We start from the raw sequence: 18,310 nt of genomic DNA on the forward strand, positions 1-18,310 counted from the left end.
GGTCAGGTGGGCTTGCCCAGCGCCATGACCGCGTCGGGGTGGCCGAGTTCGGCGGCTCGGGCGAACCACGGCCGCGGGAGGTCCGCGGGCGACGGGATCGCCCGACCGGGGCGGTGTGGTCCCCTGGCCTGCGCGCGGACGGTCGCGCCGCCCCACCGCGTCAGCAGCATCCCCAGCTCGTACATGGCCTGCACGTCACCGGCGTCGGCCGCGCGGCGGAAGCACTGCTCGGCCCGGTCGACGTCACCGCGCCTCCCGGCCAGCACGCCCAGGACGACCAGCACCCGGTGCCGGCCCGCGTCCGCCGCGTCACGTTCCCGGAGGTCGAGTTCACCGGCGTCCAATTCGGGCAGTGCGGCCCACAGCTGCCCGCCCACGTCGACGCCACGCGCGTCCGACGCCTCGGCCAGCCGGCGCTCGGCCTCGGCGGTCTCGCCGCGGTGGATCAGGAGCAGCGCGAGGTCGACCGTGGCGGGCCTGCTCCCGAACCCGGCCGCCAGCCGGTACCACTCCTCGGCGTCACCGGTCCGGCCGGTCGCCGCGAGCAGCGAGCCGAGGTGGCTCATCGCGGTGACGTGACCGCCGTCCGCGGCGCGGCGGTACCAGTACTCGGCCTCTTCCAGCTCACCGCGGGCGGCCAGCAGCTCCCCCAGTTCGACCAGGAAGAACGGCACGTCGATCGCTTCCACGGCCCGCCGCAGCCACCGTTCGGCCTCGGCGTCCTCGCCGCGCACCCGCAGCCGGGTGGTGATGACCGCGAGAGCGCGGGGGTGACCCACCTCGGCCGCCGCGCGGTACCACCGCTCGTCCTCTTCGCGGGACGGGCCGCCGGACGAGATCAGGTCGGCCAGCGCGACCATGGCCTCGACGTCACCGCGGTCGGCGGCACGGCGCAGCTCCGCCTCCCGCCGTCCGGCCGAACGATCCGCCTTGCGCCACCACCGCCGCACTCGTGCCCCTTCCCCTTGGATGAAACGAGCCGGTACCGACGATCGTTCCATAACGGTACGGCGTACGCTTACCTGTGCGCACGCCGTACCGTCGATGGGTCTGGTCAGCTGGTCGGGAAGTTGTCCGGGGTCCTCATGCGGTCGCGGATCCAGACGCCGGCGGGCTTCAGCACGCCCGTGCCGGTGAACGTGGAACCGGCGCAGGTGCCCTGCTTGAACACCGCGCCCGAGCGGAAGTCGTCGGAGAAGTTCCAGTTCGTCCAGCCGATCTTGTTCGCGGCCAGGAAGTCCAGGTACTTCTGGCTGTACGCGAAGTCGTTGGCGCCGTCACCGGTGTAGGTCTGGGTGCCGAACTCGGTCACGAAGATCGGCAGCCGTGCCGCCGCCCGCTGCAGCGCGGCGAAGTACTCGTCCTGGTGCGAAGCCGCGTAGAAGTGGAACGTGTACATGAAGTTCGTGGCGTTGACGGGATTGGCGATGATGTCCTGCTCGCTGCGCCCGTCCGAGATGCCCAGCGACCCCCAGCCGTGCGTGCCGACGAACACCACGCCGTCCGGGTCCTGCGCCCGGATCACCGGGATCATCTGCTCGGCGTAGGACTTGATGCCCGCCCACGACACGTTGTTCGGCTCGTTGGCGATGTCGTAGATGATGTTGGTCTTGTCCCGGTGCCGCCGCGCGATCTCGGTGAAGAACGTGCGCGCCAGCGAGATGTTCGCGTTCGGGTCGCCCGGGTCGAGCTGGTGCCAGTCGACCAGCGCGTACAGGCCGCGCCGCGTCGCCTCCTCGATGTAGCCGTGCACCAGGTCGGTGAACTTGCGCGGGTTGGTCTCGTACCCGCCCTCCTGCACGTACAGCGAGATCCGCAGGACGTCGGCGCCCCAGTCGCCCGCCAACGCGTCCAGGGACGCGGGCTTCACGCAGTGCGCGTACCACTGGATGCCGTGCGTGCTCATGCCGCGCAACTGGATCGGCTTGCCGTACCGGTTGCACAGCTTCACGCCGCACACCCGCAACTGCCCGTTGACGTCGGCGGGCCGGCTCGTGCCGGCGGTGTTGACGTTGGTCTTGGCGGGTCGGTGCTCGGTGACGGCCGACGTGCCGACGTCGGCGGACTCGAAGTCGGTGGGGCCGGTGTCCGCCGCTGCGGTCGGCACGGACAGGACTGCCGCGACGAGCGGCACCAGCAGGGTCAAGGCAGGCCATCGGGTTGCCACGGGGCGCCTCCCACGGTTCAGGGGTGAGGTGGAGCACGGCGGCGGCGGATCAACGCGGAGTGGTGCGGATCGGTGCGGGTCACTGCGAGAGTCAGTTAGGAAAGTTTCCTATCTGTTGAGGGATCACAGCACCCCGGCGGGCTCGCTGTCAACGGTTCAGGCGACCGGGACCGGGACGGCGGCACGACGCGCACGCAGGTGGGTGCTCACGCTCCACGCCGACACCAACCCGGGCAGCAGCACGTGCCACGGCAGCCGGACCAGCACGTCACGGCGCACGGCCAGCACGAGCCGCCCCGCCACGCCACCGTCGAACCACACCACCCGCAGCGGCGCGTGGTCCGGCACGTCGTCGACGGCGGCCAGCGGCACGAGCACGGGCGGCAGGACCACGCGCCGGACGCACGACTCGGCCGTGAAGCCGTCCGCGCGCAGCACCTCGTGCCGCACGAACAGGGACCGCACGGCGGCGACCAGTCGTCGTTCACCCAGCTCCGCGCGCACCTGCACGGCCATGGACTCGTACCCGGCGATCGCGACCGACACGCGTGAGCCTTCCCTAGAATTAGGTAAGGCTAACTTAGCACTAGTAGTCGTCGCCGCCGAAGAACGTTTCCTCCAGCCGGTCCGCCGTGCCCGCGAGCAGCGCCAGCGGCTCGGTGAACTCGTGGATGTCCAGGTCCGACAACGGCAACGAGTGCCGCAGCACGACGTGCTCACCCATGATCGCCGCACCGCACGCGATGGTCGAGTTGCCGACCTCGGCCAGGAACGCGTGCAGGTCGACGTTCGTCGCCAGCCCGATCGGCGACGCGATCTGCACCCACTCGTGCAGCTTGTCGAGGACCTCGCGGACCAGGATGACCACCTGGGTCCGCTCGTCGTCCTCGTCGTACTGCTCGAAGTTGAACAGGATCCGGATCTCGTCCTCGTTCTCCGCGATCACGTCATAAGTGTCATGCACGTACGCGGCTAGGTCGCCCCAAGTGGCCATGGTGATCACCCTACGGGCGCGACCGACGCCCACACCGCGTCACCGACCAGATCGGAGGCCGCGGCCAGGTCGAGCACACCCATCAGGTGACGGCGGGCGCACTCGTGCGCGGGTCCCATCACCACGGGATCCAGCGCCCACAACGGGATCTCGCGCAGCTCGCCCGCCGCCATCCGGGCCGCGAACCAGCGTGCGACCGGCTCGAACACCTCCGCCTTCACGACCGGGTCGGCGGTCGACGGCGCGGCGTAGAGGAACCTGGCCCGACCGGGGTGCTCGGCCACCCAGCCGAGGTAGCGGGCCACGAGGGCGCGCACGACCTTCTCCGCGTCACCGAGGTCCAGCGCCGGGACGATCGCCGCCACGCAGTGCGCGAAGCTCTCCCCGTACAGCACCGCGAACAGGCCCGCCCGGCTGCCGAAATGGTGGTAGACACTGCCGTTCGACACCCCGGAACGAGCGGTCAGGGCGCTGATCGTGACGGCGTCCAGCCCGCCCTCGTCGACCAGCGCGAGGGCCGCGTCGAGCACTGCCCGCTGACCGGTCGCTCTCACGGGGCTAGAGTACCGCTCTAGAGCGCCGCTCCCCTGGAGGTCACCGTGGCCCGTTCCATCCCCGATCTGCTGCGCGAACGCGTGCGCGAGACCCCGGACGCCGAGGCGCTGCGCCACCGCGCCGGCGACACGTGGACGTCGCTGACCTGGGCCGAGGTCGGCGAGCACGTGCGCAGGCGGGCGCTGGGCTTCCGCGAGCTCGGCGTGCGGGACGAGGCACGGGTCGCGATCATGGCCGCCACCAGCGTGGACTGGATCCTCACCGACCTGGCCGTGCTCGCCGCGGGCGGCGTCACGACGACCATCTACCCCAGCAGCACGCCGGACGTCGTCGCGCACATCGTGCGTGATTCGCAGAGCGTGCTCGTGGTCGCCGACCCGGGGCTGGCGGACAAGGTCGAGGCGAAGGTCATCACACCCGACTGGGAGCCCGACGAGGTCGGTGATGGTGACTACGACGCGATGGTGGACGAGCTGACGCCGGACCGGCTGGCGACGCTGATCTACACGTCGGGGACCACGGGCACGCCCAAGGGTGTGGAGTTGACCCACGACAACTGGCTCTACACCGCCGAGGCGATCCGCGAGCTGGGCGTGCTGACGCCGGACGAGCTGCACTTCCTGTGGCTGCCCATGTCGCACGCGTTCGGCAAGGTGCTGCAGGTCGGGATGCTGTCGACCGGTGTGCCCACCGCCGTGGACGGTGACGTGGACCGGATCGCGGCCAACCTGCTCGAACTGCGGCCGACCGTGGTGGCCGCCGCGCCGCGGATCTTCGAGAAGATCCACCAGCGGGTGGTGGCCTCCATGCGTGAAGCGGGCGGGGTGAAGGCGAAGCTGTTCGACTGGGCGTTGGCCGTGTCCGAGCACCCCGAGTGGACGGTGCGCCGCAAGATCGCCGACAAGCTGGTGTTCAGCAAGCTGCGGGACCGGGTCGGCGGGCGGATCAAGTACTTCGTGTCCGGCTCGGCGCCGCTGTCCCGGCCGGTCGGCGAGTTCTTCGACCGGGCGGGCATCACGATCCTGGAGGGCTACGGGCTGACCGAGTCGTCGGCGGCATCGTTCGTGAACCGGCCTGGCGCGAACAAGCTCGGCACGGTCGGCAAGCCGCTGGTGGGCACCGAGGTGCGCATCGCCGACGACGGCGAGGTGCTGATCGGCGGGCGCGGGATCATGCGCGGCTACCACGGGCTGCCCGAGGAGACCGCCGCGACGTTGCAGGAGGGCTGGCTGCACACCGGTGACATCGGGGAGTTGGATTCCGGAGGCCGGTTGCGGATCACCGACCGGAAGAAGGAGCTGATCAAGACCTCCGGCGGCAAGTACGTCGCGCCGCAGGCGGTCGAGGGTCTGGTGAAGGCGGGCAGCCCGTACATCGGCAACGTGCTCGTGCACGGCGACGGCCGCAACTACTGCGTCGCCCTGGTCACCATCGACGCCGACCTCGCACCAGAGGGGTTGGACGCGGAGGTCGAGGTGGGGCGTGCCGTCGAGGAGGCGAACCGGAAGTTGGCGCGGCACGAGACGATCAAGAAGTTCGCCGTGCTGCCGAAGGACTTCTCGGTCGACGACGGGACGTTGACGGCCAGCCTGAAGATGCGGCGCAAGGAGATCGAGACGCGCTACAAGGACGTGCTGGACGGCTTGTACGCCTGATCGGGCGCGGTGGGCCGGTGCGCCAGCGCTACCGCCCAGACGCCGGCCACCAGCACGGCGACCACCTCGGTCAGGACCAGGAGCCGCTCGACGTATCCGAGCGGGATGACGCGCCACCAGGACGTGCCCACGACCGCGTTCACGCCGATCGCGTACAGGATCGGCGTGAACGCCAGGGCCGACAGCAGGCCGAACCGGAACGTCCAGCGGGCGTGCGCACCCCACACCGGGTCACGTCGCCACGGTCGGGCCAGCAGCGTCGCGGCGATCGGCAGCGCGATGAACGCGAGCAGACTGCCGAAGCGGTGGATGCTGCCGCTCATGCTCGGCCCGATCGCCCAGTTGTTCTTGGGGAAGATCACGACCAACGTCAACCCGACCGCCCACGCCCCGAAAGCGACCGCGCCCACCGAGTTCCACTTCGCCACGCCGTGGCGGACGAGTACGGCCAGGATCGCGACCGACCCCGCGACGAGCAGCAGCACACCGGTGTCGAACACCCAGCGGTACGGGCCGAGGGCGTACTCGCTGATGGTGCGGCGCAGGTGCCGGGTGGACTCGCCGAGCCGGTAGAGGTCGAGGCCGCCGACCAGGGCGACGGTCAGCACGACGGCGGCAGCACCCGCGAGGGCGACGAAGCGGGTCCGGGCGGTGTTGGCGGTCAGCACAACGGGCAGAACGGACAGCACCCCGAGTGTTGTTCCTGCGTTGGGTGAATCGACAGGTTGCCGACAGGGCGGTGGGTCCGCTGGGTCGGCGGGTCGGCCGGCCCCTGGGCGGAGCGTGGGCGGGTGCGGTCCCGTGTTGGTCGGGTGTGGCTTAGCTGGATTGGCGGATCACCAGTGTCGGGGCGAACACGACTGAGCTGACCGGGCGGTCGGGGCGCTCGACTCGTTCGACCAGCAGGCGGGCCATTTCGGCGGCCATGTCCTCCACCGGCTGCCGCACCGTGGTCAGTGGTGGGTCGCACTCGACGGCGGGGCTGCTGTCGTCGAAGCCGACCACCTTGAGGGCCTCGGGCACCCGCCGCCCGCCTTGGCGCAGTACCGGCAGTGCGCCGGTCGCCATCAGGTCGGAGGCGACGAACAGGCCGTCGACGGCCGCGTCCGCCAGCAGTTCCTGGGCGGCCTTGGCGCCGCCCTCGCGGGAGAAGTCGCCCTCGACCACGACGGGTTCGGGCAGGCCGTGCCGGGCCGTTGCCTCGAGGAAGCCGCGCAGCCGGTCCTGGCCGGCGGGGGTTTCCAGTGGGCCGGTGATGGTGGCCAGGTGGCGGCAGCCCGAGGAGATCAGGTGGTCGGCGGCGAGGGCCGCGCCGGCGGCTTGGTCGACGTCGACGTAGGTGATCGACATCGGGCGGACCGGGCGGGCGGCCAGGACGACCGGGAGGTTGGCCTCGATCAGCTGGCGCGGGAGGGGGTCGGCGCCGTGGGTGTGGATCAGGATCACGCCGTCGAGCCTGCGTTGGCGGATGTCGTCCACGACCTCGCGGTGGTCGCCGGTGGTCAGCACGAGTTGCACGCCCAGAGGCCGGATCACCGGCAGCACGCCGCTCACCACCCGGCCGAAGTACGGGTCGTGCACGGTCCGGCCTTCTTCGGGCAGGACGAGGCCGATGGCACCCGCCCGGCGGGTGACGAGCGAACGCGCCGCGCGGTTGGGTGTGTACCCGGTCGTGGAGATCGCCTTCTCCACGACTTGGCGCAGCTCACGGTCCACCGTGGCGACCCCGTTGACGACCCGGGACACCGTGGCCCGGGAAACCCCCGCGATCCGCGCGACCTCTTCCAACGTGACTGGTCTGCGGTCCACGTCAGCCTTTATACCGGGAGGTGCGGTCACGCCGAGGCGTGACCGCACCCACCCGTCACTGGTAGACGCGGACGTAGTCGACCAGCATTCGCTGCGGGAAGACCGTGGTGGCGTCCGGCGGACCGGGCCACTCACCGCCCACCGCGTTGTTGAGCAGGATGAAGAACGGCTTGTCGAACACCCACGGGCCGCGGGTCGCCTCCACCGTCGCCTTGTCGATGGTGAGCACGGTCACGTCGTCGATGCTGAACACCATGCCCTTGCTGTTCCAGTCGACCCGGAACACGTGGAAGGCGTTGGCGTAGTCCTGCCCGATGTCGTGCATCTTGCCGATGCCGCCACCGCCGAAGTACGCCGGACCGTGGATCGTCTGGTAAGCGGTGTTCGGCTCACGGCCCAGGTGCTCCATGATGTCGATCTCACCGCTCGCGGGCCACGGGGTGCCCTTGAAGATGTCCGTGCCGAGCATCCAGAACGCGGGCCACAGGCCCTTGGTGCCCGACACCTTGACGCGCGCCTCGAACCGGCCGTAGGTCCACGACGCCTTGCCCTCGGTGATGAGCCGGGCCGACGTGTACTGGCACGTGCCGGAGCCGCTGACCGGGTCGACCGGGCACGCCGAGCCCGGCGTGACCTCCCGCCTGGCCTCCAGCACCATGTTCCCGGCACCATCGGTGAACGCGTTGCGGTTGTCGGTGTAGTACTGCAGCTCCGCGTTCTGCCCCGTGCCGATCTCCGGGCGCCACTTGGCCGAGTCGGGCCGGCTGCCCGCGGTGGCGTTGAACTCGTCGCTCCACACCAGCCGCAGCGGGTTGCCCGGATCCGGTGCCTGCGCCGGTGGCGGTGTGGGGCTGCCGCCGGTGCCGTAGACCTGGAACTCCCACAGCGAGTAGCCGTACTGGCCGCTGCGCTTGGTCAGGTTCAGCCGCACGTACCGACCCGTACCGTTCACGGTGAACGTCTGCTTGAACCCGGTACCCGCCGTGACGGTGTGGATCGTGGTCCAGCTGGACGCGTTCGCCGAGGTCTGGATTTCGAACCCGGTGGCGAACGCCGGGTCCCACTGCACCACGACCTTGCTGACCTGCGCGGTGGCGCCCAGGTCGACGTAGATCCAGCCCGGGTCGACCCAGCCGGTGGTGGCGCTGGTGGCCCACCGGGTGGCCGGGTTGAAGTCCAGCGCCTTGGCCGGCGTGCAGGCCGGGCACGCGCCGTCGTCCTGGAACGACGAGGCGAACGCGGGCTTGTTGTAGGACAGCAGGCCCTCGGTGGGCGTCGAGTTCGTGCCCGTGCGGACGGCGAACTCCCACAACGACACGCCGTACTGCGTGGCGCGGGCCGTGGTGTGGACGCGGAGGTAGCGGCCCGTGCCGGTGAAGGTGACGTTCTGCGTGCCGCCGGTGCCGGTGGTGGTCTGGTAGACCGTGGTCCACGACGAGCCGTCGGCCGAGACCTGGAGCTGGAACGCCGTCGCGTACGCGGCCTCCCACTGCAGCGTCGCGCCGCACACCTCGCGGTTCGCGCCCAGGTCGACGCGCAGCCACTGCGGGTCGCTGAACGCGCTGGACCAGCGGGTTCCGGCGTTGCCGTCCACCGCCGAGGCGGCCACGAACGGGCTGCCCGTCTCGACCGACGACGCGGTGACCGGTGCGTTGAGCGCCGCGTTGGCCGTGCCGCACTCGGCTGCCTGCGCGGTGCCGGCGGGCCCGGCGGACACGGTGGGCACGACCAGCGCGCCGAGCAGGGCGACCGCGGTGATCAGGCGCTTCACGGGCGGCCGTCCGCGCCGCACTTGATGATCGGGTTGATGCAGTCGCGCACCCGGCGGGCGAGTTCCGCCTCCGGCCACGCGTTGAAGAAGTCGCCGTGCATGGTGAAGCCGGGCCCGGAGGCGAGGCGGAACCGCGACGGGTCGCCGTTCACCGGGTAGCGCAGCACCTGGCGCAGCTTCGGCACGGGCACCGGGTGGGTCGACGGGCAGTCCGCGTTCACCGGGTACGCCATGTGGCTCTTGTGGTCCGGCGAGTCGAGGTCGCGGCCGTTCCAGCACTGCGGGAAGTCCAGGTAGGACTCCATCATGGTGCCGGCGGGGCAGTTCACGAAGTCCTTGGACGCGCCCACGTGGCCGGCGTGCAGGCAGGACCAGCGCGAGATCGTGCTGGCGTCGGGCTGGGTGGCCTTGGCGTTGCCCGCGACGATCCGCAGGCCCAGCGGGAACGGCTGGATGCGGGCGATCACGTCGTCGCGCACGCCTTCGCCCAGGTAGTAGAACGTGGTGCCGGTCGGCTCGACGGGCTGGTTGTCCGCGTACAGGGTGGGGACCCAGTACGACGACAGGTCGGTGCCCGGGTTGCAGTTGCTCGTGCCGGCCAGCAGCGACTGGACGGTCGAGCGGGCGTTGGTGGTGGTGTTGCCGAAGAAGCTGTGCATGTGCGAGCCGCCGGGCAGGTTCGGCGCGACGATCGGGTCGTCCGGCAGGCGGTGGCTGTACGGGCAGTCCGCCAGGAACTCGGCGACCCGCACGATCGGGCCGCTGGTGTTGCGGACGCCGAACACCTGGAACTCCCACAGCGACACGCCGTACTGGGTGGCGCGGGCGGTCGTGTAGACGCGGACGAACCGGGCGGTGGCCGAGACGGTCACGTTCTGCACGCCGACGTTGCCGGACGCGGTGGCGATGGTGGTCCAGGCGTTGCCGTCGGCCGAGGTCTGCAGCTGGAAGGAGCGCGCGTAGGCGGCCTCCCAGTTCAGCGAGACCTGGCTGATCGCGGTGGACGTGCCGAGGTCGACGCGGAGCCACTGCGGGTCGGCCGCGGCACTGGACCAGCGGGTGCCGGTGTTGCCGTCGACGGCGGCGGAGGCGGGCGTGCCGCCGTTCTCGGTGGAGGAGGCGGTCACCGGCTTGCCCTGGGACAGCAGTTCCGGCGCCGCCGAGGCGGGAGAGGTGACGAAGGACAAGGCGGACGCGGTCAGCACCGCGACGGTGGTGGCGGTGACCAGTCGACGCCATCGGCGAATGGTGGGGATCACGACTCCCCTTTCGGAGGCGTTGCAGGGAGGGTGTCAGAGAGCGCTCTCACAGCGGAACGTAAGCCTGACCACCAGGGCAGTCAAGGTAATCGGCGAGTTCCGGTCATCCCGCAACACCGGCTCAGAGAGCGCTCTCTGACCTGAGCGTTGAATTCGGGGTACGCGAACGTAGGACACGGTGGTCCTGAACGTAGGACACGCGGGGCGTGAAGGTACGACTCTCGCGTGCTGAGCGTTCAGGAGAGGCGGGCGGCGGTGGGGAGGGAGGTCGGGGAGGCGGTGGGCCAGGCCAGGGGGTCGGGGCCCAGCTCCCACAGCTCGGCGACCTGGAGGGCGCACCACGGGGAGACGGGGCGGGCGCCGGCCAGGACGGCGGGGGCGAACTCCGACCACGGGACCCACTCGAACGAGTCAACCTCGTCCGGGTTCGGGTGCGGGTCGCCGGAGACGCGGCCGCGGAAGACCGGGCACATCTCGTTCTCCCTGACGCCGTTCTCCATCTCCGCCCGGTAGCGGAACGCGGGCAGCACCAGGTCCAGCGTCACGTCGGCCAGCCCCAGCTCGTCGACCAGCCGCCGCGCCACCGCCGCCGCCATCGGCTCGTCGGGCGCCGGGTGGCCGCAGCACGAGTTGGTCCAGACACCGGGCCACGTCTTCTTGTGCAGCGCACGCCTGGTCAACAGCAGCCTGCCCGCCGCGTCGAACAGGTACGACGAGAACGCCAGGTGCAGCGGGGTGGACGCGTGGTGCACGGAAGCCTTGTCGGCCACGCCGATCCCGGCACCGGACTCGTCCAGGAGCACGACTTGTTCCACACCCCCACCCTGCCACACCCGCGATCACCGCGCGTCGGCGAGCACCCTGGGGTTGCGCACCAGCTTGCCGGCGGACGTGCGCGGCAACGCCCGCAGCACGTGCACCCGCTGCGGCTGCTTGAACTCGGCCAACCGCTCGGCGCACCACGCGGACACCTGCTCCGGCGTGAGCGTGTCGGAGCCGGTGGAGACGTAGGCCTCGATCACCTCGTCGTGCACCGCGATCGCCTCGGTTACCAGCGGGTGGGCGCGCAGTGCCGCCTCGACCTGGGTCAGGTCCACGTTGCTGCCGCGCACCACCACGAGCGAGTCCGCGCGGCCGAGCAGCCGCAGGTTGCCGTGCGCGTCGAACTCGCCCCGGTCACCCGTTCGGAACCACCCGTCCAGGTAACGGGTGGGGTCGCCCTCGTCGAGGTACGGGGACTGGTCCAGCGCCACCTCGACCAGCCCGTCGCGCACCCGGATCGTGGTGTCGGACAGGGGCTTGCCCACCGCCGGCCGGGTCGCGCCCGCCGCGTCCATGGTCAGCGCGCCGGTCTCGGTGGTGCCGAAGCACTCGCCGACCATGAAGCCGTAGGCGTCGGCGAACCGCTCCGCCACGTCCGGCCGCATCAGCTCACCGCCCGCGAACGCGCCGCGCACCGTGCGCAGCGCCGACCGGTCGGCGGCGGAGGCGAGCAGGTCGAAGTGGAACGGCACGCCGGTGATGAAGTCGACCTCGTGCCGGGCGGCGGTGCGCAGGATGTCCTCCGCCGACAGCTTCCCGGCGAACACCAGGTGCACGCCCGCGGCCAGCGCGTGCAGCAGCCCGCCCATCAGGCCGAAGCTCTGCGCGGTGGAGTTGAGCAGGAGCAGCCGCTCGCCGTGCCCCGGCATGCCCTCGGCGGCGCCGAACCGCATCACCTCGCGGATGATCGACTCGGTGCTGCGGCCGACGACCTTGGGCCGCCCGGTGGAGCCGGAGGTGAACTGGACCAGCCGGTGCCTGGTCGCCGCGGGCCGCCCGTCCGTCCTGGGCTCGGTCACCAGCTCGTAGCGCTCGCGGAACAGGCCGGACCAGCCGGACGCGCGCACGACGAACTGCGGCCGGGTGAGCTCGCGCAGCACCTCGACCTCGGCGGGCTTGAGCCGGTGGTCGATCGAGATCACCCTGGCGCCGAGGCTCCACAGCGCCAGCACCACCTCCAGCTGGGTGAAGCTCGGCGGCACGTGCAGGGCGACCGTGCTGCCCTCCCCCACCCCGGAAGCGGCGAACAGGCTCGCCTCGGCGGCGACCGAGGCCCGCAACGCGCCGTGCGTCACGGTGTGGTCGTGGCTGAACACCGGCACGTCGTCGCCCTGGCGGCGCAACAGGTCGGTGACGAACTCGCGCATCTTGGCTCAGGTCTCCTTGCAGAACTCGCCGATGGGGATGCCCACGTGCCGCTGCTCGGTCGCGATGTAGCCGAGCAGCTCGTCGCCGCGCTGCAGCTCGGTGACGTTGCGGACCTTCCCGCCGGGGCCGAGCACCCGCACGTGCCAGTCGTCCTGCACGGTCAGGCTCACCTCGACGCCCTCGGGCGAGTGCGCGGTGATGGTCAGGATCGGGCGGGATTCGAGCTTGGCCCGGCCGACCGTGAGCTTGCGGGTGCGTCCCTCGGAGTTGACGGCGAGCACCGTGCTGCCCGAACGCAGTTCGGACAGGTAGTTGGTGCGGTTGTCCGGGCCGAGCACGTAGGAGTGCAGGGCGCCGGCGTTGACCCGGAACGGCCGGGTCGGCATGTAGGGCAGCGGGTGGGTCTCGCTGCAGCACAGGATGAAGCCGGAGGAGAAGGAACCGACGAGGATGCCCTCGTCCTCCTGGAAGTGCGAGGCGGTGTCGACGCAGACGCGGTCGCCGAGGCCGTTGTGGGTGATGCCGTCGACGACGAGCGTGGTGAGGTCCAGCGGCGGGGTGGTCGCCTCCAGCAGCCGGGCCAGCTTGAACACGTCGTTGGCGTCGCGCGGTGCCATGAGCACGCCGTCCGAGCCGTGCTCCAGCACGTCGAGCACGATCGCGGCCTCTTCGAGGTCGGCCACGACGGTGACGAGCTTGCCGGGCGCGCCGTCCGCGGCGGCGATGACGATCTCCAGCGGGATCTTCGTCGGATCGGTGAAGGCGACCACGGTGTGGCCGAGCTTCACGGCGGCCGCGCACGCGAGCTTGAGCGTGCGGTCGTCGCGGACCTGCACGAACGCCGCGTCGGTGGTGAGCCGGTCCAGCGCGTCCTGGTCGTCCACGACCACGGTGACCAGGTGCGGGCTGTCGACCGCCGCGTCGGCGACGAGCACCCGGGTGATCGTGGGCGGCAGCGTCTCCAGCAGCGCGGGGTCGTCGGAGACGACGCCGGCGAGGCGGGCGTGCACCGCGGCGTCCACGACGGCATCGCGGTGCGCCTCGGGGACGGTTCGGAGGTCGATCCAGGCGAACTTCAACGGTTCTCCAAGGGGTGAGAGCCCGATCGGCGTGCGGACACCCCGCCGCTGGTCGGGTGACCGGCGGCGGGCGCGGGCGACGAAGTCATGACGTGGCCACGACGCCCGTCATCGCGCGGACCAGGTCCGCTTCGGTGTCGTCGTGGACGATCGAGGCCAGTTCCGCGACCAGCGACATGGGCGCGGACGCGGTGAACACGCGGCGGCCCACGGCCAGGCCCGCGCAGCCGACGCCCATCGCGGTGCGGGCGTGGTCGACCACGCTGCCGCCGGTGGCCGGTCCGCCCGCGACGAGCACCGGGATCGGGCAGCTGGCGATGACGTCGGCCATCCGCTGGGCGGGCCGCGCGAGGTTGGTCTTGACGATGTCGGCGCCGAGGTCGACCGCGATGTTGACCACGTGCGCGAGCAGCGCGGGGTCGTTCGGGTCGGCGATGCGCGGACCGCGCGGGTAGACCATGGCGATCAGCGGCACGTTCCACTCGTCGCACGCCTTGGCGACCACGCCGAAGTCGGCGAGCTGGCGTTCCTCGGTGTCCGAGCCGATGTTGACGTGCACGCTCACCGCGTCGGCGCCCAGTCGCAGCGCCTCGTCCACCTCGCCGACGATGACCTTGGCGTTGGTGTCGGCGGCGTGCGCGGTGCCCGCGCTGAGGTGCACGACCAGCGCGCAGCCCGCCAGCACGTCCGGGTCGATGGTGCGGACGCGTCCTTTGTGGACGATGATGGCGTCGGCACCGCCGACGACCACCGAGTCGATGAGCTCGTGCCACCGGTCGCGCGGGACCACCGGGCCGTCCGAGACGCTGTGGTCGAGCGGGACGAAGAGGTACCTGTCGTCGCGCGGACGGGAAAGGCGTCGCAGCCTCAACGCTTTCGTCATGTCGCTCACACCTCCTCGGTCTGCGGTGCCGGCCACTAGGCAGGGTGGTCGAACCGGTGAGCGCGGCGGGAGGTGTGAGGTGGCGATAACTCGTCAGTTATGCACCTGTTGGAGCAATCGGCCGGTGCCCTCCTCGACGCTCGGTGGTCGCCCGCGCCACACGCTCGGTCGGTGTCCGGTTTGACCGGCTGCCCTAGGCTGCCGCAGTGAACATGGAGCTCAGGCATCTCCACGTCGTGCTGACCGTGGCGGAAGCGGGCAGCATCAGTCGAGCCGCCTCACTGCTCAAGATCGCGCAGGCCGGGTTGACCGCGCAGTTGCGCCGCATCGAGCGGGGGTTCGGTGGTCCGTTGTTCCTGCGGCGCACCGACGGGGTCGAGCTGACCGAACTCGGCCGCCACGTCGTGCTGCGATCACGTGACCTGGTGGAACGGTTCGACGACCTGCTGGTGACCGCGCGCAAGCTGGCCGAGGAGAGCGACGTCACCGGCATCAGGCTCGGCGGGGTGGCCGGTTCGCTGACGCCGTTGCTGGTGGCGGTGGTGCGCTCGCTGCTGCCGACGCACCCGCAGACGACCCACATCGAGCGCACCAGCGATGCCGTGCTCGACCTGGTGCGCACCGGGAAGCTGGACGTCGCGCTGGTCACGGAGTTCCCCCAGAGCCCTCTGCGGATTCCCGAACAGGTGGACTGCCGGACCGTCGTGACGGAACCGATGCTGGTCGGGATCGGGGTCGGGCACCGGCTGTCCGCGCGCACCGAGATTCGGCTGTCCGAACTGGCCGACGAGGAGTGGGCGGTGTCCGACGAGGGCTACGGCGGCGGGAGGTTGAACCTCCACCTGGCGTGCGAGGCGGCCGGGTTCACGCCGCGGTGCGCGCACTTCGGGGTGGACCCGGCGTCGGCCGCGGAACTGGTGCGCTCGACGCACACGGTGGCGTGCTTCTTCCCGACCGGGCAGGACTTACCGGGCGTGCTGCTGAAACCGATCGTGGGCAATCCCGTGCACCGGCGGGTGACGGTGGTGTGGCGGCGGGACTGCGCGGCGGCGGAGTACGTCGACGAGATCCACGCGCAACTGCTGCGCGCCTACCAGGAGCGGATCTGGGCGCACGGCCCGCGCACGGCCAAGCTCGCCGCCACCGGGCTGACCGTGGCGGCCAGCTGACGTCCGGACCGGACACTCCCCCACGTGAGGTCCCGGGTCCCGGGCCGTGGGCTTTCGTGCCGCCCAGCACTGACCCCCCACGGCCCGGATTCTTCGTCACCGGGAATCCGACGACACGACTGTGACGAACCCTCTCGTTCTCCGGTTCCACCAGGCAGACGCGCAGGGGCGGACGAGCAGGGGTGGGCGTTCAGCGGGCGTCTTCGTCGCGGGCGCTGTAGCGCTCGGCCATCTCCACGTCCCACCAGGCGGCGAAGAACTGGAAGTCGACCTCGCCGTCGTTGACCAGCCGGTGCTCCTCGTACGGGCGGAAGTGCACGATGTCGCCCGCGCCGAACGGCAGCCTGCCCGCGTCGGTGACGATCTCCGCCTCGCCGGACACGGCCACCCAGATCTCGTGCTCGCGGTGGGCGTGCGTGCCCGACGCCGCACCCGGCTGCACCACGCACCAGGAGCCGTCGAACGGCGCGTTCACCAGCGGCCACGGCATCAGCCTGCGGGCCACCAGCCCGCTGTCCCGGACCAGCTCACCCGGGTCGAGTCGGCGCATCTCCACGGCTACCGCCCCACCACGGCGGCAGGCTCCACGTGTTCCACGGTGTTCTCCCAGCGCCGAGCGACCCACCGCCAGAACCTATAGACCGAGGTGCGCGGCGGCTACACGCTTGGGCACGCACATTCGCCACGCGTCCACGACGAGTTCGGCCAGCTCGTCGTCGTCGATCGCGGCCAGGGTGCACTCGACCCAGTTGTACCGCAGGTCGGAGGGCGCGGGCAGGTGGTACTTGGCGGGCTCCGCGGCCACCAGCGCGTCCCGCTCCTCCTTCGGGAACGCGAAACCCAGCGTCCGCTCGTCGCGCGACAGCGCCAGGTACACGATCCGGCCGATCCGGAACTTCACCCGGTCCCGGACCACCGCCTCCTCGGTGCGCGGCAGCGACCGCGCGATGCGGCGCACGTCGTCAACGGTCGACACCGGCCATCACCGGTCCGCGTGCCGCAGCACGCTCTCCACCTCGGTGCGGAACGCGTTGACGCCGTCCTCGCCCTCCGGTGCGCCGTGCGCCTGCAGCAGGTGCAGCAACGCCACGCCGTCGGCGGACCGGCGGGACGACGCGCGGAACGAGAACGCCGCCTCGTACACGGTGATCGCGGTCGCCAGCGCGGCCGCCACCGTGGCCAGGAACGCCCACAGCGCGCGCCGCCCGTCGTCGGCCACGGCCACCGCGCCCAACGCCGCCGCGCCGGTGAACAGCAGCACGGTGAGGCCCGTGGTCCAGCGACGTGCCGTCGTGTAGCGGGCCTGTGCCTGCTCGAACCCGGCGAGCCGTTCGGCGACGCGGTGGCGCAGGTAGGCGCGGAGGAACTGCTCGCGGTGGTCGTCGGCCGCGGTCGGAGATCCGGCGTTGGTCATGTGCGGCTCACCGATTCGTGCCGGAGCCGTGCCACGGCCGTCGCCAACTCGCGGGCGCGCTCGTCGCGCTCGGCTTGGTCGACGGCGGGTGGCGCGGCCAGGTGGTCGAAGTACAAGGCGCGCAGCTGCTCGGCCCGCACCTTCGCGTCGGGTTCCTCCCCGGCACGGGCCACCACCGCGAGCACGGCCGCCGCCGCGCCGGACACGGCGAGCAGCACACCGGGCCACGGCTGGTCGCGCAGCCAGACCTGCGAGGCGGCGAACACCGTGGTGCCGAAGCCCGCGGCGATGGCGAGCACGACCAGCAGCCGTGCGCGTTCACGTGATCTGAGGGCGGCGACCTCGCACTCGTGCAGCGCGGGCGCAACGACCTGGTTCGCCTCGTGGATCGCGTCGGCGAGCAGCGGGTAGTCCAGCACGTAGCCGGGGTCGATGACCGGGCGCGGCTCGGGCGCCCGGAACCGCACCCGCGGCCACACGGGGGGCGGCGGCACGTCGGCGTGCAGCTTGGCGCCGGGCCGGTTGCCCAGCACCCGCCGCACCACGGCCGTCACCTTGTCCGCGCCCTCGTCCAGGTGCACCACGGCGACCTGGCCGCTGCGGACGAGCACCTCGAGGTCGTCGTCGCGCCCGGTGGCGGCGTCCCCGGTGGCGGCGGTCTGGGCGACCGCGGTCTCGGCACCGGTTTCGGCCGCGACGACCTCGGCGGCGGCGGCGGTGACGTCGGCCTGCGCGGTGGGTGCGGCTGTCGGGGCGGCGGCGGCGCGTGGCGGGCCTCCGGCGATCTCGTCCGCCAGGCCGCCCGTGCCGGCGAGCACGAGCAGCGGCCGGTCCCGGCCCAGGTGGTCGACCAGCGCGGCCCGCGCCAGGTCGTCACCGCCGATCAGCAGCGCCAGCGCCGGGCGCTTGGACCCGGCGACGGCGTCCACCGCGCGGAACAGCGCGGGCCGTTCCTCACCCCACTTGGAGCCCGGCACGAGCACCGCCGTGTCGTGGTTCACGTTGAGCCGTAGCTCACCCTCCGCGGGCTCCGCGTCCTCCGCGGCCACCCGCCCGGACGGTGCGACGCCGACCATCCGGGGCCACCGCCCGTCCAGCGACTCGGCGGCCAGGCCGAGCAGGTGCGTGACGCCGACGTCGGCGCCCGCCGTGATCACGACCGCGTCCGCGCCGGCCGCCGCCGCGAGCACCGCACGCAGCACCGGGAGCACGGCGGCGGCGAGTTCGGTGTCCGGGGTGTCGGCCGAGCCGAACACCGCGAGGACCGGGCGTCCGCGGGGCAGGCCGAGGGCGCGCGCCCGGATGTCGGCATCGGGATGGGCCAGTCGCCGCACCCGTGGGCCGGTACCCGCTGTAGGCATGCCG

19 protein-coding genes are annotated in these 18,310 nt (G+C 71.6%); 2 read left to right on the top strand and 17 right to left on the bottom strand.

What is annotated here, in order from left to right; translation table 11 throughout:
- Nucleotides 1-2: 2 nt before the first annotated feature.
- From B0I31_RS27660 to B0I31_RS27675, 5 genes are all read right to left on the bottom strand, one after another.
- Entirely contained in the window at nt 3-950 is a 948-nt protein-coding gene (locus tag B0I31_RS27660) for a tetratricopeptide repeat protein (RefSeq protein ID WP_181320445.1), read from the bottom strand.
- Nucleotides 951-1,054: 104 nt separating this feature from the next.
- Nucleotides 1,055-2,167, bottom strand: a complete 1,113-nt coding sequence (locus tag B0I31_RS27665) for a glycoside hydrolase family 5 protein (RefSeq protein ID WP_245950482.1) — start codon at nt 2,165-2,167, stop codon at nt 1,055-1,057.
- A 156-nt stretch (nt 2,168-2,323) separates the two neighbouring features.
- Nucleotides 2,324-2,713, bottom strand: a complete 390-nt coding sequence (locus tag B0I31_RS40115; protein ID WP_146173968.1) for a hypothetical protein — start codon at nt 2,711-2,713, stop codon at nt 2,324-2,326.
- 40 nt (nt 2,714-2,753) lie between these two features.
- On the bottom strand, nt 2,754-3,161 hold the full coding sequence (locus B0I31_RS27670) for a hypothetical protein (protein ID WP_106618524.1): 408 nt from the start codon (nt 3,159-3,161) through the stop codon (nt 2,754-2,756).
- A 5-nt stretch (nt 3,162-3,166) separates the two neighbouring features.
- Nucleotides 3,167-3,715 (bottom strand): TetR/AcrR family transcriptional regulator, encoded by a 549-nt coding sequence (locus B0I31_RS27675; protein ID WP_181320447.1) that lies wholly within the window; start codon nt 3,713-3,715, stop codon nt 3,167-3,169.
- A gap of 45 nt (nt 3,716-3,760) precedes the next feature.
- Between B0I31_RS27675 and B0I31_RS27680 the strand changes: the two genes are divergently transcribed.
- Nucleotides 3,761-5,371, top strand: a complete 1,611-nt coding sequence (locus B0I31_RS27680) for an AMP-dependent synthetase/ligase (protein ID WP_106618323.1) — start codon at nt 3,761-3,763, stop codon at nt 5,369-5,371.
- On the opposite strand, the gene B0I31_RS27685 is transcribed toward B0I31_RS27680, so the two are convergent.
- The 8 genes from B0I31_RS27685 to B0I31_RS27720 form a co-directional block, all read right to left on the bottom strand.
- Nucleotides 5,338-6,060 carry a DUF998 domain-containing protein gene (locus B0I31_RS27685; RefSeq protein ID WP_245950483.1) on the bottom strand — a complete coding sequence of 241 codons (723 nt, stop codon included), beginning with the start codon at nt 6,058-6,060 and terminating at the stop codon, nt 5,338-5,340. The genes B0I31_RS27680 and B0I31_RS27685 overlap by 34 nt on opposite strands.
- Before the next feature lie 130 nt (nt 6,061-6,190).
- On the bottom strand, nt 6,191-7,180 hold the full coding sequence (locus B0I31_RS27690) for a LacI family DNA-binding transcriptional regulator (RefSeq protein ID WP_219910828.1): 990 nt from the start codon (nt 7,178-7,180) through the stop codon (nt 6,191-6,193).
- Between the two features lie 55 nt (nt 7,181-7,235).
- A complete protein-coding gene (locus tag B0I31_RS27695; protein WP_245950484.1) occupies nt 7,236-8,951 on the bottom strand; it encodes a discoidin domain-containing protein in 1,716 nt (571 codons plus the stop codon).
- A complete protein-coding gene (locus B0I31_RS27700; RefSeq protein WP_219910829.1) occupies nt 8,948-10,210 on the bottom strand; it encodes a DUF1996 domain-containing protein in 1,263 nt (420 codons plus the stop codon). Before B0I31_RS27700 ends, B0I31_RS27695 begins: the two co-directional genes overlap by 4 nt.
- A 236-nt stretch (nt 10,211-10,446) precedes the next feature.
- Nucleotides 10,447-11,025 carry an isopentenyl-diphosphate Delta-isomerase gene (idi, locus tag B0I31_RS27705; RefSeq protein ID WP_106618326.1) on the bottom strand — a complete coding sequence of 193 codons (579 nt, stop codon included), beginning with the start codon at nt 11,023-11,025 and terminating at the stop codon, nt 10,447-10,449.
- Between the two features lie 24 nt (nt 11,026-11,049).
- The gene (locus B0I31_RS27710; RefSeq protein ID WP_106618327.1) at nt 11,050-12,399 is read right to left on the bottom strand and encodes a class I adenylate-forming enzyme family protein; all 1,350 of its coding nucleotides are present in this window, start codon (nt 12,397-12,399) and stop codon (nt 11,050-11,052) included.
- A gap of 6 nt (nt 12,400-12,405) precedes the next feature.
- Nucleotides 12,406-13,479 carry a 3-dehydroquinate synthase II family protein gene (locus tag B0I31_RS27715; RefSeq protein ID WP_106618328.1) on the bottom strand — a complete coding sequence of 358 codons (1,074 nt, stop codon included), beginning with the start codon at nt 13,477-13,479 and terminating at the stop codon, nt 12,406-12,408.
- Nucleotides 13,480-13,564: 85 nt separating this feature from the next.
- On the bottom strand, nt 13,565-14,362 hold the full coding sequence (locus B0I31_RS27720) for a 2-amino-3,7-dideoxy-D-threo-hept-6-ulosonate synthase (RefSeq protein ID WP_106618329.1): 798 nt from the start codon (nt 14,360-14,362) through the stop codon (nt 13,565-13,567).
- Between the two features lie 212 nt (nt 14,363-14,574).
- On the opposite strand from B0I31_RS27720, the gene B0I31_RS27725 reads away from it, so the two are divergent.
- Nucleotides 14,575-15,531: a LysR family transcriptional regulator gene (locus tag B0I31_RS27725; RefSeq protein ID WP_245950514.1), complete on the top strand. Its 957-nt coding sequence runs from the start codon at nt 14,575-14,577 to the stop codon at nt 15,529-15,531.
- A gap of 190 nt (nt 15,532-15,721) precedes the next feature.
- Here B0I31_RS27725 and B0I31_RS27730 read toward each other — a convergent pair whose 3' ends face one another.
- The 4 genes from B0I31_RS27730 to B0I31_RS40815 all read right to left on the bottom strand — a co-directional run bounded on the left by B0I31_RS27730 (nt 15,722) and on the right by B0I31_RS40815 (nt 18,306).
- Nucleotides 15,722-16,081: a cupin domain-containing protein gene (locus B0I31_RS27730; protein WP_106618527.1), complete on the bottom strand. Its 360-nt coding sequence runs from the start codon at nt 16,079-16,081 to the stop codon at nt 15,722-15,724.
- 84 nt (nt 16,082-16,165) lie between these two features.
- Nucleotides 16,166-16,507: an MmcQ/YjbR family DNA-binding protein gene (locus tag B0I31_RS27735; RefSeq protein WP_106618331.1), complete on the bottom strand. Its 342-nt coding sequence runs from the start codon at nt 16,505-16,507 to the stop codon at nt 16,166-16,168.
- 6 nt (nt 16,508-16,513) lie between these two features.
- Complete coding sequence (locus tag B0I31_RS27740) at nt 16,514-16,945, bottom strand: hypothetical protein (protein ID WP_106618332.1); 432 nt, start codon at nt 16,943-16,945, stop codon at nt 16,514-16,516.
- The gene (locus tag B0I31_RS40815) at nt 16,942-18,306 is read right to left on the bottom strand and encodes a hypothetical protein (RefSeq protein WP_181320451.1); all 1,365 of its coding nucleotides are present in this window, start codon (nt 18,304-18,306) and stop codon (nt 16,942-16,944) included. Before B0I31_RS40815 ends, B0I31_RS27740 begins: the two co-directional genes overlap by 4 nt.
- Nucleotides 18,307-18,310: the final 4 nt, after the last annotated feature.

The organism is Saccharothrix carnea (genome assembly GCF_003014735.1).
Taxonomy (GTDB): Bacteria; Actinomycetota; Actinomycetes; order Mycobacteriales; family Pseudonocardiaceae; genus Actinosynnema; species Actinosynnema carneum.

Excerpts from the sequence above, each read along its gene's own strand:
- B0I31_RS27740 (WP_106618332.1), bottom strand. The coding sequence starts at position 16,945 with ATGACCAACGCCGGATCTCCGACCGCGGCCGACGACCACCGCGAGCAG.
- B0I31_RS27725 (WP_245950514.1), top strand. The coding sequence starts at position 14,575 with ATGGAGCTCAGGCATCTCCACGTCGTGCTGACCGTGGCGGAAGCGGGC.
- B0I31_RS27670 (WP_106618524.1), bottom strand. The coding sequence starts at position 3,161 with ATGGCCACTTGGGGCGACCTAGCCGCGTACGTGCATGACACTTATGAC.
- B0I31_RS27710 (WP_106618327.1), bottom strand. The coding sequence starts at position 12,399 with ATGCGCGAGTTCGTCACCGACCTGTTGCGCCGCCAGGGCGACGACGTG.
- B0I31_RS40815 (WP_181320451.1), bottom strand. The coding sequence starts at position 18,306 with ATGCCTACAGCGGGTACCGGCCCACGGGTGCGGCGACTGGCCCATCCC.
- B0I31_RS27720 (WP_106618329.1), bottom strand. The coding sequence starts at position 14,362 with ATGACGAAAGCGTTGAGGCTGCGACGCCTTTCCCGTCCGCGCGACGAC.
- B0I31_RS27730 (WP_106618527.1), bottom strand. The coding sequence starts at position 16,081 with ATGCGCCGACTCGACCCGGGTGAGCTGGTCCGGGACAGCGGGCTGGTG.